The sequence below is a fragment of the Vibrio sp. BS-M-Sm-2 genome (assembly GCF_041504345.1).
Taxonomy (GTDB): Bacteria; Pseudomonadota; Gammaproteobacteria; order Enterobacterales; family Vibrionaceae; genus Vibrio; species Vibrio satsumensis.
In genome coordinates, this window is record NZ_CP167894.1 from 1953906 (window position 1) to 1979048 (window position 25143).

Here is a 25143-nt window from a genome sequence, read left to right on the forward strand (position 1 = left end):
AACACAACAAACACATTCAAGTGTCTTGTATTCGATTCAAACTTATTTGAATCACATTGAGTCCGGCAAACAGTCATCAAGAATTAACCCTTCTTGATGACAACCAAAAACCTTGGTTAGTTGCCATACATAAGACCCTTTCGGGTTGTATGGTTAAGTGACTAAGCGTACACGGTGGATGCCTTGGCAGTCAGAGGCGATGAAAGGCGTAATAACTTGCGATAAGCCCAGATTAGGTAGTAATAACCTTTTGAGTCTGGGATTCCTGAATGGGGAAACCCACTTACATAAGTAAGTATCCTGTTGTGAATACATAGCAACAGGAGGCAAACCGGGGGAACTGAAACATCTAAGTACCCCGAGGAAGAGAAATCAACCGAGATTCCGAAAGTAGCGGCGAGCGAAATTGGATTAGCCCTTAAGCTTTTAATGAGACAGATGAAGGCTCTGGAAAGTGCCGCAGTAAAGGGTGATAGCCCCGTAATCGACATCTCATCATCAGTGAAAACGAGTAGGGCGGGACACGTGATATCCTGTCTGAATATGGGGGGACCATCCTCCAAGGCTAAATACTACTGACTGACCGATAGTGAACCAGTACCGTGAGGGAAAGGCGAAAAGAACCCCTGTGAGGGGAGTGAAATAGAACCTGAAACCGTGTACGTACAAGCAGTAGGAGCACCTTCGTGGTGTGACTGCGTACCTTTTGTATAATGGGTCAGCGACTTAATTTTAGTAGCAAGGTTAACCGTTTAGGGGAGCCGTAGGGAAACCGAGTCTTAACTGGGCGTACAGTTGCTAGGATTAGACCCGAAACCAGGTGATCTAGCCATGGGCAGGTTGAAGGTTGAGTAACATCAACTGGAGGACCGAACCGACTAATGTTGAAAAATTAGCGGATGACTTGTGGCTAGGGGTGAAAGGCCAATCAAACCTGGAGATAGCTGGTTCTCCCCGAAAGCTATTTAGGTAGCGCCTCGGACGAATACTACTGGGGGTAGAGCACTGTTAAGGCTAGGGGGTCATCCCGACTTACCAACCCTTTGCAAACTCCGAATACCAGTAAGTACTATCCGGGAGACACACGGCGGGTGCTAACGTCCGTCGTGGAGAGGGAAACAACCCAGACCGCCAGCTAAGGTCCCAAAGTATAGCTAAGTGGGAAACGATGTGGGAAGGCTCAGACAGCCAGGATGTTGGCTTAGAAGCAGCCATCATTTAAAGAAAGCGTAATAGCTCACTGGTCGAGTCGGCCTGCGCGGAAGATGTAACGGGGCTAAGCTATACACCGAAGCTGCGGCTACGTACCTTAGGGTGCGTGGGGTAGGGGAGCGTTCTGTAAGCCGTTGAAGGTGGTCTGTAAGGGCTGCTGGAGGTATCAGAAGTGCGAATGCTGACATGAGTAACGATAAAGGGAGTGAAAAACTCCCTCGCCGGAAGACCAAGGGTTCCTGTCCAACGTTAATCGGGGCAGGGTAAGTCGACTCCTAAGGCGAGGCCGAAAGGCGTAGTCGATGGGAAACGGGTTAATATTCCCGTACTTCTTACAATTGCGATGGGGGGACGGAGAAGGCTAGGTGGGCCTGGCGACGGTTGTCCAGGTTCAAGTACGTAGGCGGGTGGTTTAGGTAAATCCGGACCGCTACTAACGCTGAGATACGATGTCGAGCTACTACGGTAGTGAAGTCATTGATGCCATGCTTCCAGGAAAAGCCTCTAAGCTTCAGATTGTAAGGAATCGTACCCCAAACCGACACAGGTGGTCGGGTAGAGAATACCAAGGCGCTTGAGAGAACTCGGGTGAAGGAACTAGGCAAAATGGTACCGTAACTTCGGGAGAAGGTACGCTCTTATCAGTGAAGTCCCTTGCGGATGGAGCAGACGAGAGTCGCAGATACCAGGTGGCTGCAACTGTTTATTAAAAACACAGCACTGTGCAAAATCGTAAGATGACGTATACGGTGTGACGCCTGCCCGGTGCCGGAAGGTTAATTGATGGGGTTAGACTTCGGTCGAAGCTCTTGATCGAAGCCCCGGTAAACGGCGGCCGTAACTATAACGGTCCTAAGGTAGCGAAATTCCTTGTCGGGTAAGTTCCGACCTGCACGAATGGCGTAATGATGGCCACGCTGTCTCCACCCGAGACTCAGTGAAATTGAAATCGCTGTGAAGATGCAGTGTACCCGCGGCTAGACGGAAAGACCCCGTGAACCTTTACTACAGCTTGGCACTGAACATTGAACCTACATGTGTAGGATAGGTGGGAGACTTTGAAACCGCGTCGCTAGATGTGGTGGAGTCGTCCTTGAAATACCACCCTTGTAGTTTTGATGTTCTAACGTTGGTCCCTGAATCGGGATTACGGACAGTGCCTGGTGGGTAGTTTGACTGGGGCGGTCTCCTCCCAAAGAGTAACGGAGGAGCACGAAGGTGGGCTAAACACGGTTGGACATCGTGTGGTTAGTGCAATGGCATAAGCCCGCTTGACTGCGAGAATGACAATTCGAGCAGGTGCGAAAGCAGGTCATAGTGATCCGGTGGTTCTGAATGGAAGGGCCATCGCTCAACGGATAAAAGGTACTCCGGGGATAACAGGCTGATACCGCCCAAGAGTTCATATCGACGGCGGTGTTTGGCACCTCGATGTCGGCTCATCACATCCTGGGGCTGAAGTCGGTCCCAAGGGTATGGCTGTTCGCCATTTAAAGTGGTACGCGAGCTGGGTTTAGAACGTCGTGAGACAGTTCGGTCCCTATCTGCCGTGGGCGTTGGAAAATTGAAAGGGGCTGCTCCTAGTACGAGAGGACCGGAGTGGACGAACCTCTGGTGTTCGGGTTGTCATGCCAATGGCATTGCCCGGTAGCTAAGTTCGGAATCGATAACCGCTGAAAGCATCTAAGCGGGAAGCGAGCCTTGAGATGAGTTTTCCCTGGCGCTATAAGTGTCCTAAAGGGTTGTCGTAGACTACGACGTTGATAGGCAGGGTGTGTAAGTGCTGCGAGGCATTGAGCTAACCTGTACTAATTGCCCGTGAGGCTTAACCATACAACACCCAAGGGGTTTTGTGGACTCAAAGAAATACCAAACGCTTGAATGAGTTTGAAGAGAAATAACTTTTATAGCTCTATTAAATAGAGAAGCAGCTTTCCGAATTTTAAAATTTGCTTGGCGACCATAGCATTGTGGACCCACCTGATTCCATGCCGAACTCAGAAGTGAAACACAATAGCGCCGATGGTAGTGTGGGGCTTCCCCATGTGAGAGTAGGACATCGCCAGGCTTTAAATTTGAACACTTGTCAGCGACGACAAGTCTTCCACTGCGGAGTGGTAGTTCAGTTGGTTAGAATACCGGCCTGTCACGCCGGGGGTCGCGGGTTCGAGTCCCGTCCACTCCGCCACTTATTCGATAACCTCGCCTAGTGCGAGGTTTTTTCGAATCTGAAGTAATGAAAGTTTTAGGGGTGTAGCTCCAATTGGCAGAGCAGCGGATTCCAAATCCGCGTGTTGGGAGTTCGAATCTCTCCACCCCTGCCATATTTAAGGCTCTAGCAGAAATGCTAGAGCCTTTTTATTTTCTGAATCAAATATACGCTATTAGCGGAGCAGCGGATTCCCCGACTTACCAAAATAGCGCGTGTTGGGAGTCTAAACTTCCATCCTTGCCATATACTAAAGCCTCAGCAGAAATGCTGGGGCTTTTTTACGTCTGTTGCTTCTGAAAAGTAATGTTGGGATAGCTAGGCGCCCCTGGCATATTTAAGGCTCCAGACTACGCGTCCCCGCAGAAAACTTGGAATCTTCTTGCTTTCTATTTATTCGATAATTCGTATCTTTAACAGAACTTAGCCTTAAAAGTGTAAGTGCTTACTTATCTCAGCTTCTTTTATAAACAATCGATAGCACAAACCACACTTCTTTATGAGAATTATTCTCAATATTTTGTTACATTTTGGTCGTTATTACTAAAAGGCAACAAATATGGATATTTCCCGTCGTAAGTTTATTCAATCATCTCTCGCTATATCTGCACTAACCGTCCTGCCGGCTTGTTCAATGAAGCAGTCTGTTGATGAGCAAGGAAAGTTCGTTTATGACTTAACTGCTGAGCCCTCAACTGCTGAGTTGGTAAAGGGGTTTAATACTAATGTTTTATCCTTTAATGGACAGATTCCAGCGCCGATTATTCGCTGTCGACAAGGCGAAAAGGTAACGATCCGATTTACCAACAAGCTTTCAGAACCGACGACAATTCATTGGCATGGACTGAGAATTCCAATCGAAATGGACGGGGTTCCTTTCTTAAGTCAGCCTCCTATTATGCCCGGTGAAACGTTTGTCTATGAGTTTACCCCACCAGATGCGGGTACTTTTTGGTATCACCCACACATGAACAGCGTTAAACAACTGGGTATGGGCTTAGTCGGCCTTATTATTGTTGAAGAGAGCGCGCCAGTTCAGTTCGATGAAGAGCATGCTCTGATGCTTAAACATTGGCATATCGACAAACAAGGTCAGTGGAAAGACTTAATGATTCCCCGCCTCAGCGCTCGTATGGGCACGCCAGGAGAGTGGAGTAGCGTTAATGGAGTACATGAACCTATCTATCAATTGAAGCAGCATGCAACGACTAGGCTCCGTATCGCTAATGTTGATAACACGATTACCTATCCGATTGCTATTGAAGGGGCAGAAGCATGGGTCATTGCCATTGATGGTAACCCTGTAAAGACACCTTATAAGCTGACTCAACATAAAATTGGCCCAGGTATGCGTGTCGACCTTGGGCTGATTGCTCCTAAGGTGGGCGAGCAAGTGAGTGTCCTTCAAATGAAGGGGCGTTTTCCGTTCTCCTTGTGTGAGTTTGAGGTTGTAGATTCAACGTTAATAGAAGGCCAAACACTTCCTTCATTGCCTCTGAATCCCGTGCCTAACTTAGATCTCGCCAACGCAGAAGAAATCGAATTTGTGTTTGAGTGGGAAGGGGCGGTATCACCAGTATCTAAAGATGGTAAGTCCATGCCTAAGTTTTGGCTTACTAATAAGCGAGCATGGGAGGGAATGAGCAAAGACAATATTCCAGAGCCGTTGGCGACTTTAGAGTTAGGTAAGACTTACATATTCGATCTTAAGAACGTCACTCAATATCATCACCCGATTCATATTCATGGTCATACATTTACTGTATTGGAACTTGATGGTAAAAAAATTGAAGAACCTTTCCATACCGACACTGTGTTACTTGGGAAAAATGGTCGAGCGAAAGCTGCGTTTGTTGCAGACAACTCTGGACGTTGGATGTACCACTGTCATGTCATTGAGCACATGAAAACGGGACTAATGGGATATATTGAAGTTAAGTGACACCTGTAACGTTTAATTTTTGCGCATGCATTCTTAGTTTCTACCCTCGCTTTTATCGGCGGTAAAGCTAGAATATAGGGATTGTTATTTGGGAGGATTCATGGGTCAGCTATCTATTTTAGGTTTTATTGCCATTGGTGGCGCATTTGGTGCTTGTTCGCGCTATTTGATTTCAGAGTTATGTGTAGTGATGTTAGGGCGTGGCTTTCCTTACGGTACGTTGACCGTTAACGTGATCGGCTCTTTGATTATGGGCTTGCTCATCGCCGCATTCGAAAATGAGATGATTGCGACTGAACCATGGAGACAGATCATTGGCCTCGGTTTCCTTGGAGCACTGACTACGTTCTCTACATTTTCGATGGATAACGTGCTTCTTATGCAGCAGGGCGCTTTCTTTAAGATGGGGCTTAATGTGTTGCTCAACGTGGTTCTCAGTATTTCAGCAGCATGGATCGGCTTCCAACTTTTGATAAAGTCTTAAAACTTTCTTACGTTTTGTTAACAACTCGGCTTGGTTTATCCAAGCCGTTTTTATATACTCGATCGAACTTGTCGGAGTGCCATATGGCTGAGACCGTTAACTCGGGATCCGTTGAACCTGATCAGGCTAATACCTGCGAAGGGAACAAGAGTAGATATCTAACTAGAATCCTTCTAGAGATCTATCTCCAGATCACAACTGTATTTCTTACCGTGATCCCTCTTGTAGCATCTAATCCGTCAAGCATTTTTATCCCAATAAATAATGGCTAAAAGCCAAGGAAAAATGCTATGTCGAGTCGTAAACAAGCAAGACTGGAAGCGAAGAATTTCATTGATTCTTTATCCGTACAACCCTATCCAAATTCAAAAAAAGCTTACATCCAAGGATCTCGAGAAGATATCCAAGTCCCTGTGCGAGAAATATCACTCGCAGATAGCCTTGTCGGTGGCACCAAAAAAGAGCCTGTATTCGAATCTAATGAGCCTATTCATGTCTACGATACCTCCGGTGTTTATACCGATCCTACGCATGAAATAGACCTTTATAGCGGCCTTCCTAAGTTGCGAGAGCAATGGATTGAAGAGCGTGGCGATACGGAATTGCTCGATGATGTAAGCTCTGTTTACACCAAAGAACGTTTAGAAGATGAAACCCTAGACGACCTTCGTTACGGAAACCTGCCTAGAATTCGTCGTGCTACTGGCGACCAATGTGTAACTCAACTGCATTATGCTCGTCAGGGTATTATCACTCCTGAGATGGAGTATATTGCGATACGCGAGAACATGGGACGTCAGAAGTTTGCTGACGAACAACTTAATCACCAACACCCTGGCCATAACTTTGGCGCCAACCTACCTAAAGAAATTACCCCTGAGTTCGTGCGTAAAGAGGTCGCTGAAGGCCGAGCTATCATCCCTTCGAACATCAACCACCCAGAATCAGAACCTATGATTATTGGCCGCAACTTCTTAGTGAAAGTGAACGCCAATATCGGTAACTCTTCAGTTAGCTCTTCGATTGAAGAAGAAGTTGAGAAGCTAGTATGGTCGACTCGCTGGGGCGGCGATACCGTAATGGACCTTTCCACTGGCCGTAATATCCACGAGACTCGTGAATGGATCCTACGTAATAGCCCGGTGCCGATTGGTACGGTTCCTATGTATCAGGCGCTTGAGAAAGTGAATGGCGTAGCCGAAGACCTTAACTGGGAAGTGATGCGCGATACCTTGATTGAACAAGCGGAGCAGGGCGTTGATTACTTCACTATTCATGCCGGTTTGCTTCTTCGTTACGTTCCTATGACGGCTAAACGTGTGACTGGCATTGTCTCTCGTGGTGGATCTATCATCGCGAAATGGTGTCTTGCACATCACCAAGAAAGCTTCTTATACACACACTTCCGCGAGATCTGCGAGATCTGTGCGAAGTACGATGTTGCTCTTTCACTAGGTGATGGCTTGCGTCCTGGCTCTATTGCAGATGCCAACGATGAGGCTCAATTCTCGGAGTTACGTACTCTAGGTGAGTTAACTAAAGTGGCTTGGGAATACGACGTTCAGGTGATCATTGAAGGTCCTGGACATGTACCTATGCACCTTATTAAAGAGAACATGGACGAGCAGTTAGAGCACTGCCATGAAGCGCCTTTTTATACATTAGGTCCACTGACTACAGATATCGCACCGGGTTATGACCACATTACCTCTGGTATTGGCGCGGCCATGATTGGTTGGTACGGCTGTGCGATGCTTTGTTATGTAACACCTAAAGAGCATTTGGGCTTACCAAATAAAGAAGATGTGAAGACTGGCTTGATTACTTACAAGCTGGCAGCACATGCAGCAGACTTGGCCAAAGGACACCCAGGTGCACAAATCCGAGATAATGCATTATCAAAAGCTCGTTTTGAATTCCGTTGGGAAGACCAATTTAATCTAGCTTTAGATCCAGAAACAGCACGTTCTTTCCACGATGAAACTCTGCCACAAGAGTCGGGCAAGGTTGCTCACTTCTGCTCTATGTGTGGACCTAAGTTCTGCTCGATGAAGATTTCTCAAGAAGTTCGAGAGTATGCGAAAGACACAGAACAAGTAGCTGCAGATCAGGCTATAGAGATTAAGATGCTAGATAACCCGTTGGAGGGAATGCGTCAAAAATCGCAAGAGTTCCGTGATACTGGCTCTGAACTTTATCACCTTGCTGTAGGCGCAAAAGAAGCTCAATTAGAGGAATAATGACAGTGAAGATTCTCATCCCATCTCAATACATCGAGTTAACGGGGGAGGTTCAAAACTGTCTATTGGTTGCTAAGCAACAAGGTTTAGCAACTGATGCAGTTGAGTTGGGTGTAAGCCCAACTCAATACTTCTCTATCGTTTATGCTCAACAAGCATTATCTATTGGCTTTGCTCGTGATGTTGATTCATTGGCGGAGTGTCAGTTAGCGCAACTGAGCCATGTTGTTGATTACAGTAATTCAGTTGCGTTGACCGATGTGTGTTCTGCTTTGACCCAAGCTTCGAACACCGTCTATATCGGAGTCTCCGATGATTCAGCTGTGTTAGATATCTGGTCACACTTAAATGCTAATCGCGTTATCAAGAGTGACACTACAGCTCATCAAGAATTAGATAATCGTGGTCACTTCGCTTGGTTACTTACTTTATTGGCGTTGGAATTTCCATTGGAAGACGTGCTGGTTTTAGCTCGCGCTGCATCAAATGTTTCACGTGGAACATGGCCAGCACACTATCAAAATTTTCCTATCCCAGTTCTAGAAGATGAACGACTGGATATAAGTGTCGGTTGGGCCAACCAAGGGACATCACTTTCCTTCCCTGAGTTGAGCAAAAATAGCCTCGGCTTATATCCGGTTGTTGATGATATTGAGTGGATCGAAAGGCTGCTCAAGCTTGGAATCAACACTGTCCAACTGCGTATTAAGAACCCTCAACAAGCCGACTTGGAGCAACAAGTTGCGCGATCTATCGAACTTGGTCGAGAACATAACGCTCAGGTTTTTATTAACGATTACTGGCAGCTTGCGCTCAAGCATGGTGCTTTTGGTGTACACCTTGGGCAAGAGGATATTGAAGAATCAAACCTTTCCCAACTGAGCCAAGCGGGTATTAAGATCGGTCTATCGACTCATGGTTATTACGAGTTGCTACGTATTGTGCAAATCAACCCAAGCTATATTGCGCTGGGGCACATCTTCCCAACAACAACTAAACAGATGCCATCGAAGCCTCAGGGTTTAGTTCGTTTATCTCTGTACCAACAGCTAATTGATACCATCCCATACACAGAAAAGCTTGTTGGTTATCCGACGGTTGCTATTGGCGGTATTGACCAATCGACAGCTGCGCAAGTTTGGAATTGTGGTGTATCGAGCTTAGCGGTTGTTCGTGCGATTACATTGGCGGAAGACCCACAAAAAGTGATCGAATTTTTCGAAAAACTGATGACGCCTAAACCTCCGACTACCAAAGAAGAGGTTATGCAGGAGCCTAGCTATGCTGAGTGACTTTGAGTTCATTCGTTACCAACGACAAATTGCATTACCTGAGGTTGGTGAGCAAGGGCAACGAAACCTGTTAAACAGCCATGTGTTGGTGATTGGTTGCGGCGGTTTGGGTAATGCCGCTGCTCTTTATCTCGCAGCTTCTGGTGTGGGAAGAATTGTGTTGGTCGATGATGATTGTGTTGATTCGTCCAACCTGCAGAGACAGGTAGCGTTTAAGGAGAGCCAATTAGGTTCACCTAAGGTCGAAGCACTTAAACAACAACTGAATGAGCTCAATGGGCGAAGCCAAATAAGAACCATCAATCAACGAATGAGTGAAAGCCAACTTGAATTAGAAGTAATGTTGGCTGATCTCGTGTTGGATTGTACTGACAACTTCGAGTCACGCCAGCAGGTTAACCAGGCATGTTTCAGCGCGAAGACCCCTTTGATTTCTGGTTCTGCAATCGGTTGGAAAGGCCAGTTTATTGTATTTGACTATCAGAATCAGAAAGGGTGCTACCACTGTTTGTTCCCGTTCAGTCATCATCCACAAACGACTCGTTGCAGCGATAGCGGCATCATAGGCCCGGTTGTTGGCACCATAGGTAACCTTCAAGCTTTAGCTGCTATTCAACGTTTAACTCGTGGTGAGTTTCAGGTCGCAACACATCAACTCAAACTGTTCGATGGCCAGACGATGAATTGGCAAAACCTTATGGTTACTCAAGATAGTGAATGTCCCGTGTGCAGTGCGTCTGCAGTTAAGCATTTAGAAGAAGAAACCCAATGAGCCATATAACGATTTCGATAAACGAGCAACCAGAACAGGTAGCGCACTCGTCGTCTCTAACGGACATTATCCACGCTTTATCACTACCTGACTTGGGTTGTGTATTTGCAATCAATAATGCGGTTGTCCCACGCAGCCAGTGGCAACAAACGGTCGTCAATGAAGGCGACGCTATATCTCTTTTCCAAGCTATTGCAGGGGGCTAACCATGTTAACCATCGCAGATAAAACGTTTCAATCACGTCTGTTCACTGGAACCGGCAAGTTCGCAAACAAGCATTTGATGGCGAGTGCTATCGAAGCTTCCGGTTCTCAACTGGCAACCATGGCACTAAAGAGAGTCGATATTCGTTCTGAGCAAGATGATATTTTACAGCCAATTATTGATGCTGGCGTTAATCTACTTCCGAATACCTCTGGTGCGAAGAATGCAAAAGACGCCATCTTTGCTGGGCATTTGGCTCGTGAAGCGTTGGGCACAAACTGGCTCAAACTGGAAATTCACCCAGATCCAAAGTACTTGATGCCAGACCCTATTGAAACGCTTAAAGCCGCTGAGCAACTGGTCAAAGATGGCTTTGTTGTGTTGCCTTATTGCCACGCCGACCCTGTATTGTGTAAGCGCTTAGAAGAGGTTGGTTGTGCTGCTGTGATGCCACTCGGTGCACCGATTGGTTCCAATAAGGGTATTGCGTCTGCAGACTTCTTAGAGATCATTATCGACCAAGCGAATGTCCCTGTGATTGTTGATGCGGGCATTGGTGCTCCGTCACATGCAGCACGTGCAATGGAAATGGGCGCAGACGCAGTGTTAGTGAATACCGCGATTGCTGCTTCTCAACAGCCTGTTGAAATGGCGATTGCTTTTAAGTTGGCAGTTGACGCGGGGCGTATGGCTTACCTCGCTGGACTTGCAGGAAAAGTGTCTCATGCGGTTGCTTCAAGCCCGTTAACTTCATTCCTAGACGAGTAGTATTGCTATGACGTTTGTTGATCGATTTAAACAGCTCAACTGGGATGACATTGGTATGTCCATCTTTAGTAAAACGGCGGCGGATGTTGAACGTGCTCTGAGTAAACCCAAACGTGACTTAGAAGATTTTAAGGCTTTAATTTCTCCGGCAGCAGAACCTTACTTAGAGCAGATGGCACAACAATCGTTGGCGCTAACACGTAAGCGGTTCGGTAATACTATGTCGCTTTATATTCCTTTATACCTTTCTAACCTGTGCGCTAACGCGTGCACGTATTGTGGTTTTTCAATGGAAAACCGTATCAAGCGCCGCACGCTTACTTTGGATGAAATTGATGCTGAAAGTGCGGCTATCAAAAAGATGAAGTTCGATAGTGTTTTGTTGGTCACCGGTGAACATGAAACCAAGGTTGGGATGAATTACTTTCGACAGGTGTTGCCGAATATCAAAAAGCAATTTAACTACCTTGCGATGGAAGTGCAGCCACTTGGTCAACAAGATTACGCTGAACTTAAAACTCTCGGTTTAGATGCGGTGATGGTTTATCAAGAGACCTATCAACCAAGGACCTACGCTGAGCATCATCTACGTGGCAATAAAATGGATTTTGAATATCGTCTTGAAACCCCTGATCGCTTGGCAAAGGCGGGTATTGATAAGATAGGTATTGGTGCTTTGATTGGTTTGGAAGATTGGCGAACCGACTGCTTCTTTGTTGCTGCTCATTTAGATTACCTGGAGCGTACTTATTGGCAGACACGTTACTCGATTTCATTCCCACGTCTTCGCCCGTGTGAAGGTGGGGAGTCTAGTGGAGGCTTACAGCCTAAGTCGGTCATGAACGATAAACAGTTGGTTCAGCTTATCTGCGCATATCGACTCTTGAATCCTGAGGTCGAGTTATCTCTATCTACTCGTGAGTCGGCAACCTTCCGCGATAACGTGTTGCCGCTAGGTATCACTAGCATGTCTGCTGCGTCAAAAACTCAACCGGGCGGTTATGCTTCGGGTGAGGAAGAGCTTGAACAGTTTGAGATAAGTGATGAGCGAAGTGCGGCTGATGTTGAGGCTATGATTCGTCAACGCGGGTTTGATCCAGTGTGGCGCGATTGGCATAGCGCTTACTCAGGCTAATTAACATCTTGGCTGATGTTCCACGTGAAACATCAATGATGTGAAATCGACAAACAGAAACGGCTACCTAAGGGTAGCCGTTTTAATATCTAACTGAGCCAACTAGTTTTGGCTCAGTTACCTGCCTAGCACGGCATTAAGCGTGAGCAAGTGGTGTTGTTGATTGGCGTAACCATTCCAACGTATCACCTTCAACTAATGGACTGACATCGTTCCATACTTTCTGGTGGTAATCGTTCAGCCACGCAAGTTCAGGTCGTGTCAGTAAATCGACGTTGATGTTGCGCTTATCGATAGGGCAACGTGTTAGCGATTCAAACGTTAATACGGAGAAGTCACCTTGAGTTGGTAGCTCAACAACCAATTCTAGGTTCTCGATACGAATACCAAACTCATCAGCACGGTAGTAGCCCGGCTCGTTTGATAACACCATGCCTTCAACAAGAGGTACGTCGATAAGCTTCTTAGAGATGCTTTGCGGACCTTCATGAACACTTAGGAAGTGACCAACACCATGGCCAGTACCGTGGTCGTAATCGAAGCCTTCTGCCCAAAGGTGCTGGCGCGCTAGGATATCCAGTTGGAAACCACGAGTGCCTTGTGGGAAACGAGCTCGTGCGATACCGATATGACCTTTCAGTGCGAGAGTGAACTGCTGAATCATTTCGTCGCTTGGTTGGCCAATCGCGATAGTACGAGTGATGTCGGTCGTACCATCTAGATACTGGCCGCCTGAATCGACTAGGTACAAAGTATTCAGTTCTAACTGACCTGGTTCAGGTTGGTTCTCGTGGTTGTAGTGACACATAGCTGCATTTCCGCCTGCTGCAGAAATCGTATCAAAACTTAGGTCCATCAGCGTCGGGTCTTGCTCACGGAATGATTGTACTTTGTCAGCCAATACCGCTTCGTTGTGCAGGTTACCTTGCGCGACTTCGGCATCAATCCAAGATAGGAATTTCGCCATAGCAACGCCATCACGAATATGACACGCTTTCATGCCCGCGATTTCAGTTGCGTTCTTAGCGGCTTTTGGCATTAGACATGGGTCTGCTGCTTCAATGATATGAGCGCCAGCGTTTTGTAGAACCAGTGTGTACCAAGCATTGCTCGTGCCTGAATCGACAGACACATTATTTCCTTCTAGAGACTGAAGACGTGCTTCAAGTTCTGATGGGTGAGAAACGCGAATACCATTACCAACGTGAGCTTCAAAGCCTGCCGGGATGCGTGCTGGGTCTAGGAAGAAGTCGACGCTTTCATCGGCGTGGATGATCGCGTTGGATAACACAACAGGTAGGCGAGATACGTCCAAGCCACGAATGTTAAGCAACCAACATATTGAGTCAAGCTCGGTCAGGATAGCGGCGTCCGCACCTTTTGCTTTTAGTAAGCCAGCGATCTCAGAGCGCTTACTCTCACTTGATTGACCAACGGCATTTGTTGCCATTAAGCGCACATCAGACACGACAGGCTCAGGGCGATCAGACCAAAGCTCATCAATTGGATTCGAAGAGAGTGTCGTTAGCTCAACTTTCTCTGCTAGTTTTGCTTGTGCGCCCTTCAACCAAGCTGCGGTGTGCATGCGTGGGTCGAATGCAACCTTACTGCCTTGTGGCAATGAATTGATGATCCAATCTAAAGCCGGCTCTTCAATAAGGTGGCGATACTCAAATAACTCCGCTGGTACTTGCTTACGAACCTGAACGGTGTAGCGACCATCAACAAAAATAGCAGCAGTTTCACGAGTAATAACAGCGGCACCTGCAGAGCCAGTGAAACCTGTTAACCAGTGAAGTCGCTCGTTATGAGTGGGAACGTATTCACCTAGATATTCGTCTTCGTGTGGAATGACAACGGCATCTAGGTTGTTTGTTTTAAGCCAAGCTCTAACCGCAGCAACGCGTTCAGCAGTGATATTGTGCATCTGTCTTTATCCTTATTGTTAGGGTCCTTGTTAACACTCACAGTCGATATACCTATGAGGGGACTTATTAGGTCAATAAGCTAGCGCTTTTGTTCGTTTGCTGCAAACGCTGTACGCCATTTTTATCTAAGGTGCAGAGTTTTTCTTTGATGATATCTCGCAGCCAAGTTAAGGCTGGGTCATTTTCTCTGTCACGGTGCCAAAACAGAGTGTATGCCATTGGCGGGAATTCCATTGGTAAAGGAACAACCACCAAGTCGAGTTGCTTGGCAACGAGGTAAGTAAAGTGGCTTGGTGCCGTAAACACAAAGTCGGTGTAGGTGCACAGGCTTGCAGCGCTATTGAAATCTGGAACAGAAATAGCGATATCACGTTGATGGCCAAGATCAGCCAGTTTGTAGTCTAGTAACCAACGATCATTACCATCACATCTTACTTGTACATGACGTTGTGCAAGGTAGGTTTCCAGATCCCATTTACCGCTCAGAGCAGGGTGGTTGCGTCTTAATACACACATCTGTGCATCACGGTAGATCTCCTGTTCGCAAATATCATCTGGCGGCAGCATGGTTAAACGCGCGTCGTTGATGTCGATGTCTCTACCTGTGAGTCCGATATCGAGCTCACCTAGCTGTAATTTCTTAAAGGTTTGCTCAGTCCAAGCGTGGGTGTTGATATTCACTTTAGGGGCTTGTCGAAATATAGCCGGTAAGAAGTGGGGAAGAATCAGCGGGTACACACTTTCAACAGCCGCAATGTGAAAACTGTGGTCACTGTTGTTGGGAATGAAGGTCTCAGGTTGAGTGATCAGATCAAGTTGGTTGATCAACGTTTCTAACCGAGGCTTAAGGAAAACAGCTTTCGGTGTTGGTCGTAGGCCATGAGCACTTCGTGTAAAAAGGGGGTCATTAAATTGTTCACGAAGCTTGGCTAGCGACTTACTCACCGCTGACTGGCTCAAGCATAATCGATGTGCGGTGCGAGTGACACTCAGCTCTTCCATCAGTACCTGCAAGCAAACCAATAGATTGAGGTCGAGGCGTGATAGTTTCTCGATATTCATGTGAGTTTCCTATTTGGAATAATGCTAATGAGTATATGCCATTTTTGTTCATATCTTTAGTTGGTTATTATGCACCTAAATTAACTCATTCGGAGAATCTTGTGCCTTCTAACGCGCTTCCAACCCCTAGTAAACTGCAGGTTGCTTTATTGGCAATGCTGGTTCTATTTAGCCCTTTGGCTATAGATATTTATCTTCCAGCTCTGCCACAAATTTCAACAGCGTTTCACGTGGAACACGCATTAGCACAAGATACGATTACTTGGTTTTTATTCGCCATGGGTGTCGGGCAATTATTTGCAGGTCCTTTGGCTGATAAGTTAGGACGTCGAACCGTTGCATTGGGAGGTGTTAGTATCTATGCATTGAGTGCTTGCTTGGCGTGGGCAGCTCAATCGATTGATATGATGCTAATAGCTCGGCTGCTACAAGGCTTAGGAGCTTGTGCGACTTCTGTAGCAGCCTTTGCGACGGTTCGCGATCTATTTGGCCCGGAGAAAAGTGGCCGTATGATCAGTTACCTTAACGGTGCAATTTGCTTTATTCCTGCGCTGGCACCGATTCTGGGTGCTTGGTTAACTCATCAATTTGGTTGGCGTTCGAACTTTAGTTTTATGGCAGGCTTCGCAGTCGTTGTTGGCACTATCCTATTCTTCCAAATGAAAGAGTCCAACCCTGCGACAGAAAAGGTTGCGGTGTTCAAGCTTGAGCGATACTGGTCAGTATTGAAAACACCATCATTCCTTTTCCACGCAACCTTGTGTCTGATGGCGATGGCGGTCATCCTAGCTTATGTAACCTCGGCACCGGTTGTGTTGATGGAGAATCTAGGCTTGACCATGAAAGAGTTTACTTTCTGGTTTGGTGTTAATGCAGCCATCAACATCGTAGCTGCGTTTACAGCACCTAAATTTATGGACCGTTTTGGTACCTATAAAGCACTGGTCGTTGGTATCTCAACGCTAGGTTTAGCGGGCGTGATTATGTTAGTGCTTGCAGAACACGCTAGCCCAATCGCATTCATGCTGCCAATCTTCTTATCTTCAGTGGGCTTTGCTTGGATTCTCGGTGCCGCAGCTGGTAAGGCGCTTGAACCTTTTGGTGATCGTGCGGGTACCGCAGCTGCGTTGCTTGGCTTGTTCCAGATGAGCGGTTCAGGATTACTTGTTGGTACCATGCAGCGTCTTGATTTAACGTCGCAAGTGATGATTGCGCTGCAAATGTTCCTTATTGTTCCGGCATTATTAGTGCTTGCGAGCAAAGCAGGTAAGTCGTGGCACACGACGTTTGCCAAGGCGTAAGTCTCAAGGGTGACAAAATATACAAATGGCGGTTTGCGAAACGTTAAAACATGGTATATTTGTCACTCATTGAAACGTTAGTCCCCAACGGAAAATACTGTAATGTCATTAACAACCTACGAAATGGCGCGCGTCTTAGAACAAATGGAAGATGCACCTGAAAAGGTCATGTTTGGTAAACTGCTTAAAGAGCTAGGCAACCAAAGTGAAGAGCGTATTCGCAGTGCGGCAAAACAAGTTCCAATCGATACTTTACGAGACATCATTTACCAATTTCAGCGTGTGGTAGAGTCTCGTAAGGGTGAGCAGGTTCAGCTACTAGCAAAAGAGCTAGCCGAGCAAGGTATCTCTGCTGAAGAGCTACAAGCTTTTCTGAATAAGTAAGCTTATCCCAGTTAAAAAGAAACCACTCAATTGAGTGGTTTTTTGCGTTTTGGGCCAGTGATGAGGACTAGTTGCTAAATTGCTTTTTTAAGATTCTATCCAATGAAAATGGTCCTGGTCCCCACACGACAACGATAAGAATCATTAATCCCCAAAGCTGATGATCGTAGAAGCCTTGCGCCCACAATACAGGGTATGACACAACGGCAATGATATTGAAAACGAACAACACCGCAGCCATAGGTCGTGTTAATAAACCGAGCGCTAAGAACACCGGCAGAATTAACTCAGCGGCGGTACCCATGTAAGCCGCTAATTCCCAAGGTAGCAGTGGCACTTGGTATTCCAACTCAAACAAGTAAAGCGTGCTATCCCAGGTTGCTATCTTGGTGAGCCCAGAGTTAAAGAAGACCCACGCCACCCATAGGCGGCAAAACAGAAGTAGGACAGGAACAAAAAGTGCCTGTGATTTCTCAATCAAATTGTCGTATTGAGCCATCATGTTCGTGACTGTGTTGTTATCCATATTATGTCTCCAATTCGGCATCGATTGAAAAACCTGAGATGACGTTAAGCGCCATGACAGTATTCAGATGTTGTAGTAGTGAAGGGTCAATCTCAGCGAGCGCTTGATCCGATTGCAATTCAGTTAATAGTTGGTGGCATTCTTCTGTCAAACAATGACTCTCAACCTGTGAATTCTCAGCTCGGATTAACACCCCAAATTCAGGTTGGTTGATGTCTAACCCGTCGAGCTGTTGCTGATAAATCGCCTGCTCAAGCGCGATAATCGTGTAACTAGAATGAATCAGTGTTATTGAATCTTTGAGATGAAAGACCAAAGCGCCTTGTCGTTCTTGTGGTACATCTGCTAGACAAGAAAGAGGTCTCTGGTCGACATGTGCTTGTGACGTACACCTTATCAAACTGTCTTTCTGCCATTCATACAAAGCCACTTCACCGAGATAAGGTGCAGCCTCAATAACGGCAGGAAAGGCTTTGATAGTCTGTTCAAAATGTTCACCGTAACCACTCACATCACCAGAAGTAGATGGATAACTTAAGACATGTTGACGAGCCATCTGTTGGAAGCACTCTTCACCAACCAACATTTCAGTGAGTGGGTAGGTTGCTGCCAGAACTTCGCTCAAGCTGATCACAAAGTTATTACGGTAAATCTGGATTCGCTGTTCATCGGTAAAATGGTCGCTCACTATGTTGCAGTGCTCACCATTGTTTTGGTAGCGCAGGGCGTTAGCAAATTCCAATTGAACATCTGCTAGGGAGTGGCTCATGATGCGCGACTCCTTTGGTTGAACTTGTCGTGTTGATACAAGATGTCACTGGCTTTGGTTGCTTCAGCCAATAAAACTTGTGGCTCTGGGATATCGAGATCCCACTCAATCAAGGTATGGCGCAAACCATGTTGTGCTACCCAGTCAGTGTAGAGTTTCCACACTTCGTCACAGACAGGTTTACTGTGTGTGTCTATCCAGATCTCACCTTGTTCAAGCTTCTTTTTGGTAAAACCTGCCAAGTGAATCTCTTCCACTTTGTCTGCAGGTATTCCGCTTAAGTACTCTTCACAACTAAAGCCATGATTAAAAGATGAGACGAAAATATTATTGAAATCGAGCAGTAGGCGACACTCAGTACGCTTTTGTACCTCAGCCAAAAACTCCCACTCAGGGATGGTTGAATGCTTGAAGGCTAGATAACTCGATGGATTTTCAATCAGCATCGGGCGTTGCAGGCTGTCTTGAACCTCGATGACATTACGGCAAAAGACTTCTAACGCCTCTTCGGTATAAGGCAGCGGCAGCAAGTCATTGAAGTAATGACCGCCGGTCTGACTCCAGCTGAGATGATCAGAAACCAAGAAGGGGTCGATATCATCAATCAGATCTTTTAACTGCAGTAAGTGATTTGGGTTGATGCGCTCAACAGAACCGAGAGACAACCCAACACCGTGGCAACTTATGCTGTGTGCGTTACGAATTTCTCTGAGTTGTTGGCGTTGCGGTGATTGAGCTAAAAAGTAGTTCTCGCTGTGAACCTCTAACCAACTCACTAGAGATGGATTTTGGCTAAAGAAATCTAAGTGCGGTGTTCTAAGGCCAACCCCTGCATTGGGGTGAAGAGTTTGAGTCACAACGGTTCTCCTAATTGGAAGTGGAGGTGAGCTGAATGTCAGCCCACCATACTAAGCAGCTCAATTATGATGATTGGGTGCTACCACCTGATAACTTGCCACATAGTCCTTTAGGAACGACTACGAATGCATCTGATTGGTTGTCTTCTTTTGCTGTACCTGCACATGAGCTTGTTTTGGTTGCACAATCATTTTGGCCAGCTTTTGCCACGCCGTAGCATTTTTCTTTCGCTGCTGCTTCCGCAGGTGCTGATGTAAGAACTGCACCGCCGAACGCTAGTACACTTGTGATTGCAGCTGTAACAGCAAGATTAGAATTTTTCATAGTCATTCCCTCTAGGACTTAATAGTATTTTTATATCGCAGGTTAATAAGTTGTTAACTTGCTTACTAAAAAGGATAGGAAGAACTCGGAAATAATTTCACTGCATTATAAAAAATATCAATATTAATGATGTGTTAGCTATTAAGTTGCTGATTATATGATGTTATTTTTTGATTGTTTTTTCTTCTTATTATCCTAAACGCAGCCTAGTGTTTAGGTTATAATCAGCTTTTATGTATAAATACCCAGTAGTGAGCATATCCAATGATAGATCCTTCGCTTTTACTCGATGGCCTAAACGATAAACAACGTGAGGCGGTCGCAGCACCTTTAGAAAACCTACTTATTCTGGCAGGTGCTGGCAGTGGTAAAACGCGAGTGTTGGTGCATCGCATCGCTTGGCTGCAAAGCGTAGAGCAAGCATCGCCGTTCTCTATCATGTCGGTTACCTTCACCAACAAAGCGGCAGCAGAGATGCGTGGTCGTATTGAAGAGTTGATGATGGGCAGCTCGTCAGGTATGTGGAACGGCACCTTCCACGGTATCTGTCATCGTATTCTTCGTGCTCACTACCTCGATGCAAAACTGCCAGAAGACTTCCAGATCATTGACTCAGATGATCAGATTCGCTTACTACGTCGCTTAATCAAGGCGCAAAACCTTGATGAAAAGCAGTGGCCAGCCAAGCAAGCTTCTTGGTGGATCAATGGCAAGAAAGACGAAGGGCTGCGCCCAAGTCACATTGACGCCTACCATGATCCAATAACTCAAACGTGGTTAAAGATTTACTCTGCTTACCAAGAGGCATGTGATCGTGCTGGCTTGGTCGACTTTGCTGAGATCTTGTTGAGATCGCATGAACTATTGCGCGATAAGAAACACATCCGCGAGCATTACCAAGCTCGTTTCAAGCACATTCTTGTCGACGAATTTCAAGATACCAACAACATCCAATACGCTTGGTTACGTATGATGGCAGGCCCGGATTGCCGTGTGATGATCGTGGGTGATGATGACCAATCTATCTATGGCTGGCGTGGTGCGAAGATCGAAAATATTCAGAAGTTCTTGGATGAATTCCCAGGAGCTTCGACGGTTCGACTCGAACAAAACTACCGTTCAACCAAAACCATTCTACAGGCGTCGAACGAGCTTATCTCGAACAACACTGAACGTATGGGTAAAGAGCTGTGGACCGATGGTAACGATGGCGAGCCAATCTCTGTGTACTCAGCATACAACGAGCTCGATGAAGCGCGTTTCACGGTCAGCAAAATCAAAGAGTGGCAGGAGAAAGGCGGCGCGCTAGAAGATACGGCAATGCTTTATCGTAATAACGCCCAATCGCGTGTTCTTGAAGAAGCGTTGATTCAAGGTGGTCTGCCTTACCGAATCTACGGCGGCATGCGATTCTTCGAGCGTCAAGAAATCAGAGATGCTTTGAGCTACATGCGCCTAATGAGTAATCGCAGTAATGATGCTGCGTTTGAGCGTGTCGTCAATACGCCAACGCGTGGCTTGGGTGATAAAACGTTAGAAACGATTCGTCTTGCAGCTCGTGATCGTGGTGCAACCATGTGGGAAGCAAGTGTTGCTTTGATAGAAGAACAAGTGCTCCCCGGTCGTGCTGCGGGTGCATTGAGTCGCTTTATCGAGCTTATTAATGCGCTTGAAGATGATACGCTAGAACTTAGCCTGCATGAACAAACCGACCATGTGATTAAGTCGTCGGGTCTATTTGCGATGTACGAGCAAGAGAAAGGCGAGAAATCGAAAGCGCGTATTGAGAACTTGGAAGAATTGGTAACTGCAACTCGTCAGTTCGAGAAGCCAGAAGAAGCAGATGAAATGAGCATGCTAACGGCATTCTTGACTCATGCAGCTTTGGAAGCGGGTGAAGGTCAGGCTGATGAGTTTGATGATGCGGTTCAGTTAATGACCCTGCACAGTGCCAAAGGCCTAGAGTTCCCAATAGTATTCATGGTTGGCGTTGAAGAAGGCATGTTCCCAAGCCAGATGTCTGCAGAAGAAGCGGGGCGTTTAGAAGAAGAACGTCGCTTGTGCTATGTAGGCATGACCCGTGCGATGGAGAAGCTTTATATCACTTACGCTGAGATGCGTCGCTTGTACGGTCAGGACAAGTACCACAAACCATCACGCTTTATTCGTGAGCTGCCAGAAACCTGTTTGGATGAAGTTCGTATGAAAGCGCAAGTGAGCCGTCCAGCAAGCAGTGGCCGCTTTAGCCAAACCGCCGTGAAAGAGAACTTTAACGAAACAGGGTTTAGTTTGGGTTCTCGCGTTAAGCACCCTAAGTTTGGTGAAGGCACTATCATCAACTTCGAGGGAAGTGGCCCGCAGAGCCGAGTTCAAGTCGCGTTTAACGGTGAAGGCATCAAGTGGTTAGTAACGGCTTATGCTCGTTTAGAACAGTTGTAATTTGCTACTTCAGCATGTAGAAAATAGTTCGATATCTGAAACTATTCAGCATTGAAAAGTAATCCGTATAAAAAACAGAAAGAGCAGCCAATGGCTGCTCTTTTTTATTGCTTGGTACTATGCTGAATCGGCTGAATCGGCTGAATCGGCTGAATCGGCTGAATCGGCTGAATCGAGCTTAAGGTATTTCTGCATAAAGTAGGACTTACAGTGCTGCAAGTGCCGCTTCGTAGTTTGGTTCTTCAGTGATCTCTGCAACCAACTCGCTGTGTGTTACCACACCTTTTTCATCAACAACGACAACTGCGCGTGTTGTTAGGCCTGATAGTGGGCCTTCAGCGATCGCTACGCCGTAGTCTGATGCGAATGCAGGAGAACGGAAAGTTGAGGCGTGTTGAACGCCTTCAATGCCTTCTAGTTCGCAGAAGCGACCCGCAGCAAACGGTAGGTCAGCAGAAATACAAACAACAACCGTGTTCTCAAGCTCTGCCGCTTTTGCGTTGAACGTGCGTACGCTCGTTGCACAAGTGGCTGTGTCGATGCTTGGGAAGATGTTTAGAACCACTTTCTTGCCTTCAAGGGAAGCAAGAGTCAGTTCAGAAAGATCGCCTGCAGTCAGTGCAAAACTTGGTGCCTGTTCGCCAGTTTGTGGGAATTTGCCAGTTAGCGGTACAGCAGCGCCTTTGAAGGTAACGTGTGACATGAATTTGTCCTTAGTTTAATTATGGTTATGAAACTAGTTGAGCCTAGTTCGACTTACGTTACTCGGAAGTGGTTAAGAAGTGAATGCTTTAAATGTCAGAATTGCAATCAAAGGTCTTTGATTTATTTGTTTGAGAGAGGAATAAATGAAACGACAGATAAAGAAAAACCCCGAGAGCTTGCGCTCATCGGGGTCTATAGTCTTACTCGCAGCAATCCGGCTACTAAGTGTGCTCCATGCATCAAATCCATGATAGTGTGCTGTTATCCTTCAGCGTATTCCTTTCGTCGCCTTCCTAGCGGTGTCCTTGATCTTATCCTGATCTGCCAACAATCCTCGTTAGCGCGCGTCACTTGTTCCTTGAGCGGTGTCCTTTACATCATCCTGATGTTCAGTCCTTTCCTCGTCCAGAGGTGTCCATTGTCTTTCCTTAGTAGCAACCATCCTAGTTACTATTGCGTCCATTCAATGTCCATTTCGCTATCCATGCCGATTATTCATCCTGAGTAATCGAATCTTCATCCTGAAGATAACCAAATCCTTGGCGTTTCCTGTTCCGTGTCAGCATCCTTCCGACACCACTCATATTACCGATTCCTTATTTATCAGCAATGGTGCATAAGCGAATTTCTATATAATTATTTGAATGATAAATGTACGTATTGTTTAATTTCAATTGGTTACAGTGTATGGGTACTTAATTTCGCAGTTAAATATCGATATTTACTCACTGCCTTGTGAGAGATCTCGCACAAGGCAGCGAGTAAAAAGGGAGAATTATTCCCTACTGACCAATGGCTGCACCTTCACGACGAGGGTCTGCAGCGCCTTCTAGACCATCTTTTGTGAGACGAATAGCGTGTAAACCGGAGTTAAGATCGCGAACGTTGACCTCAAATCCCATCTTTTCTAGCTCAGGTTTGAAGTTTTCCGCTGATGTTCCTTTTTCCAAATCTAAGGTTCCGAAACGGTTTAGGAAGTGTGGTTGGTTGATCGCTTGCTGAATATCCATGTCCCACTGGGTATGGGCAATGATTGCTTGTGCCACGTAACCTATGATTCGACTGCCGCCCGGAGAACCAATCGCCATGTAAGGCTTATCGTCTTGCATGATTATGGTGGGTGCCATTGAAGAGCGTGGACGCTTGCCCGGTTCAAGTCGGTTGGCGATAGGCTTACCATCGTTGTGCGTCTTGAATGAGAAGTCCGTTAGCTCATTGTTGAGTAGGAAGCCTCTCACCATCAAGCGTGAGCCAAAGGCATTCTCAATGGTGGTAGTCATCGAAACGACATTGCCATCGCTATCAACAATATTGAAGTGGCTGGTGGACGGCAGTTCAATAGATACATCTTGGCTGCGCAGCATTGCGTGATCCCACGGCGGGGTGCCTGATGGCGCACTCTCTAGTGCCTTACCTGCGGTAATTAACTGGGCACGTTCCTGCAAATAGTCAGTATTCACTAACCCTTGAGTTGGCATTGGTACGTAATCTTGGTCTGCCATGTACATCCCGCGGTCTGCAAAGGCTAGGCGAGAAGCGTCCGCTAACACTTGCCAAGATCTCGCATCGTTAGGCCCCCAGGATTTGAGGTCAAACTGTTCGGTCATCGCTAAGATCTGTCCAACCGTTAATGCGCCTGAACTTGGTGGTCCCATTCCACAGATATCGTAACTCTCATAAGCGGAACAAACCGGTTCACGTTGCTTAATTGAATACGCATCGAAGTCTTTTTGTGCCAAGACGCCCGGGTTACCTTTAGCCGTTTGCACAGTGTTGATGATGTCAGTAGAAATCTCGCCTTGATAGAAAGCCTTAGCACCATCCTTTGAGATAGCGTTTAACGTTGCAGCGTATTCTGGGTTCTTAAGTAGAGTACCTGCGGTTTTCGGGCTGCCATCGGCATTGAAGAAGTAGGCTTTAGTTGTCGCAAAGCGGCTTAGTCGCTCTTGGTCATGTTCAATCAAGGTCGCTAAACGTGGACTAATAGTAAAACCTTCTTCAGCCAGCTGAGCAATAGGCTTAATCAGTGATGCCCATTCGAGCTTGCCGTACTTCTGGTGAGTGTCCCACAGCAATTGGACTGTTCCCGGTGTAGCAACAGAGCGACCACCAACCACAGCTTCGTAAAACTTAAGCGGTTGTCCGTTTTCGTCTTGGAATAGACGTGGTGTGGCATCAAGTGGTGCAGTTTCACGGCCATCGTAGGTTTTGAGTTGCTTGTCCTTGCCATCAAAATAAACAAGGAACGCGCCACCACCAATACCTGACGATTGCGGCTCAACTAAGCCGAGCATCAGTTGTACGGCAACCATGGCATCAATCGCGTTACCATCACGAGCAAGTACATCGGCACCTGCTTGGGTCGCAAGAGGGTTGGCCGCGGTGACCATCCAGTCGTTAGCTTTAACGAGCTGTTTGGTTTCTAAACCACTACTTTGTTCGGGAGCGACGGAATCGGCAGCTTGATTTGCCCAACTGACGTGAGAGGCAAAAAGTAGGGTAGAAGTGGCGAGGGTTGTTAGTTTTGTTTTCCACTGCATGATCTTCTCCTTTTCATATGCAGAGCTAGATTGGCAGTGGAAAGATAA

The 25143-nt window shown here is 46.5% G+C and carries 19 protein-coding genes, 2 tRNA genes, 2 rRNA genes and 1 riboswitch; of the genes, 15 read left to right on the plus strand and 8 right to left on the minus strand.

Features of this window, described 5'->3' with window-relative positions:
- Window positions 1-151 precede the first annotated feature (151 nt).
- The 12 genes from AB8613_RS08860 (at window position 152) to thiH (ending at window position 12259) form a co-directional block, all read left to right on the plus strand.
- Window positions 152-3045: ribosomal RNA gene (locus AB8613_RS08860) — 23S ribosomal RNA — on the plus strand.
- 119 nt (window positions 3046-3164) lie between these two features.
- A 5S ribosomal RNA gene (gene rrf / locus AB8613_RS08865) occupies window positions 3165-3280 on the plus strand.
- Between the two features lie 43 nt (window positions 3281-3323).
- A tRNA-Asp gene (locus tag AB8613_RS08870) sits at window positions 3324-3400 on the plus strand.
- A 59-nt stretch (window positions 3401-3459) separates the two neighbouring features.
- Window positions 3460-3536, plus strand: a tRNA-Trp gene (locus AB8613_RS08875).
- A gap of 444 nt (window positions 3537-3980) precedes the next feature.
- Window positions 3981-5363 carry a multicopper oxidase family protein gene (locus AB8613_RS08880; protein ID WP_372383738.1) on the plus strand — a complete coding sequence of 461 codons (1383 nt, stop codon included), beginning with the start codon at window positions 3981-3983 and terminating at the stop codon, window positions 5361-5363.
- Between the two features lie 100 nt (window positions 5364-5463).
- Window positions 5464-5847: a fluoride efflux transporter CrcB gene (crcB, locus tag AB8613_RS08885; RefSeq protein WP_017069597.1), complete on the plus strand. Its 384-nt coding sequence runs from the start codon at window positions 5464-5466 to the stop codon at window positions 5845-5847.
- A 62-nt stretch (window positions 5848-5909) separates the two neighbouring features.
- Window positions 5910-6008, plus strand: a riboswitch (TPP riboswitch).
- Between the two features lie 129 nt (window positions 6009-6137).
- Window positions 6138-8087 carry a phosphomethylpyrimidine synthase ThiC gene (gene thiC, locus AB8613_RS08890; RefSeq protein WP_285955195.1) on the plus strand — a complete coding sequence of 650 codons (1950 nt, stop codon included), beginning with the start codon at window positions 6138-6140 and terminating at the stop codon, window positions 8085-8087.
- The gene (locus AB8613_RS08895) at window positions 8087-9379 is read left to right on the plus strand and encodes a thiamine phosphate synthase (RefSeq protein ID WP_372383739.1); all 1293 of its coding nucleotides are present in this window, start codon (window positions 8087-8089) and stop codon (window positions 9377-9379) included. The genes thiC and AB8613_RS08895 overlap by 1 nt, the downstream gene beginning before the upstream one ends.
- A complete protein-coding gene (locus AB8613_RS08900; RefSeq protein ID WP_210447896.1) occupies window positions 9369-10151 on the plus strand; it encodes a HesA/MoeB/ThiF family protein in 783 nt (260 codons plus the stop codon). Before AB8613_RS08895 ends, AB8613_RS08900 begins: the two co-directional genes overlap by 11 nt.
- Entirely contained in the window at window positions 10148-10357 is a 210-nt protein-coding gene (gene thiS / locus AB8613_RS08905; RefSeq protein WP_146491432.1) for a sulfur carrier protein ThiS, read from the plus strand. The genes AB8613_RS08900 and thiS overlap by 4 nt, the downstream gene beginning before the upstream one ends.
- 2 nt (window positions 10358-10359) lie before the next feature.
- The gene (locus AB8613_RS08910; protein ID WP_210447895.1) at window positions 10360-11124 is read left to right on the plus strand and encodes a thiazole synthase; all 765 of its coding nucleotides are present in this window, start codon (window positions 10360-10362) and stop codon (window positions 11122-11124) included.
- Between the two features lie 7 nt (window positions 11125-11131).
- Window positions 11132-12259 (plus strand): 2-iminoacetate synthase ThiH, encoded by a 1128-nt coding sequence (gene thiH, locus AB8613_RS08915; RefSeq protein ID WP_146491430.1) that lies wholly within the window; start codon window positions 11132-11134, stop codon window positions 12257-12259.
- 136 nt (window positions 12260-12395) lie between these two features.
- On the opposite strand, the gene AB8613_RS08920 is transcribed toward thiH, so the two are convergent.
- Window positions 12396-14186 (minus strand): aminopeptidase P family protein, encoded by a 1791-nt coding sequence (locus AB8613_RS08920; protein WP_372383740.1) that lies wholly within the window; start codon window positions 14184-14186, stop codon window positions 12396-12398.
- 67 nt (window positions 14187-14253) lie between these two features.
- Window positions 14254-15249: a LysR family transcriptional regulator gene (locus AB8613_RS08925; protein WP_372383741.1), complete on the minus strand. Its 996-nt coding sequence runs from the start codon at window positions 15247-15249 to the stop codon at window positions 14254-14256.
- 101 nt (window positions 15250-15350) lie between these two features.
- On the opposite strand from AB8613_RS08925, the gene AB8613_RS08930 reads away from it, so the two are divergent.
- The gene (locus AB8613_RS08930; protein WP_210447893.1) at window positions 15351-16550 is read left to right on the plus strand and encodes a multidrug effflux MFS transporter; all 1200 of its coding nucleotides are present in this window, start codon (window positions 15351-15353) and stop codon (window positions 16548-16550) included.
- 102 nt (window positions 16551-16652) lie between these two features.
- Window positions 16653-16934: a hypothetical protein gene (locus AB8613_RS08935; protein WP_009848181.1), complete on the plus strand. Its 282-nt coding sequence runs from the start codon at window positions 16653-16655 to the stop codon at window positions 16932-16934.
- Between the two features lie 67 nt (window positions 16935-17001).
- Here AB8613_RS08935 and AB8613_RS08940 read toward each other — a convergent pair whose 3' ends face one another.
- The 4 genes from AB8613_RS08940 to AB8613_RS08955 all read right to left on the minus strand — a co-directional run bounded on the left by AB8613_RS08940 (window position 17002) and on the right by AB8613_RS08955 (window position 19411).
- Window positions 17002-17460 carry a DoxX family protein gene (locus tag AB8613_RS08940; RefSeq protein WP_146491426.1) on the minus strand — a complete coding sequence of 153 codons (459 nt, stop codon included), beginning with the start codon at window positions 17458-17460 and terminating at the stop codon, window positions 17002-17004.
- A 1-nt stretch (window position 17461) separates the two neighbouring features.
- Window positions 17462-18229, minus strand: a complete 768-nt coding sequence (locus AB8613_RS08945; RefSeq protein ID WP_210447892.1) for a DNA-binding domain-containing protein — start codon at window positions 18227-18229, stop codon at window positions 17462-17464.
- Window positions 18226-19086, minus strand: coding sequence for a DUF692 domain-containing protein (locus AB8613_RS08950; RefSeq protein ID WP_285955200.1), 861 nt, complete (start codon window positions 19084-19086; stop codon window positions 18226-18228). Before AB8613_RS08950 ends, AB8613_RS08945 begins: the two co-directional genes overlap by 4 nt.
- Window positions 19087-19150: 64 nt before the next feature.
- Window positions 19151-19411, minus strand: a complete 261-nt coding sequence (locus AB8613_RS08955) for a DUF2282 domain-containing protein (protein WP_060983713.1) — start codon at window positions 19409-19411, stop codon at window positions 19151-19153.
- A gap of 264 nt (window positions 19412-19675) precedes the next feature.
- On the opposite strand from AB8613_RS08955, the gene uvrD reads away from it, so the two are divergent.
- Window positions 19676-21850 (plus strand): DNA helicase II, encoded by a 2175-nt coding sequence (gene uvrD, locus AB8613_RS08960; protein ID WP_146491423.1) that lies wholly within the window; start codon window positions 19676-19678, stop codon window positions 21848-21850.
- 205 nt (window positions 21851-22055) lie between these two features.
- Here uvrD and tpx read toward each other — a convergent pair whose 3' ends face one another.
- Window positions 22056-22553 carry a thiol peroxidase gene (gene tpx, locus AB8613_RS08965; RefSeq protein ID WP_372383742.1) on the minus strand — a complete coding sequence of 166 codons (498 nt, stop codon included), beginning with the start codon at window positions 22551-22553 and terminating at the stop codon, window positions 22056-22058.
- Window positions 22554-23337: 784 nt separating this feature from the next.
- The gene (ggt, locus tag AB8613_RS08970; RefSeq protein ID WP_146491422.1) at window positions 23338-25095 is read right to left on the minus strand and encodes a gamma-glutamyltransferase; all 1758 of its coding nucleotides are present in this window, start codon (window positions 25093-25095) and stop codon (window positions 23338-23340) included.
- Window positions 25096-25143 lie beyond the last annotated feature (48 nt).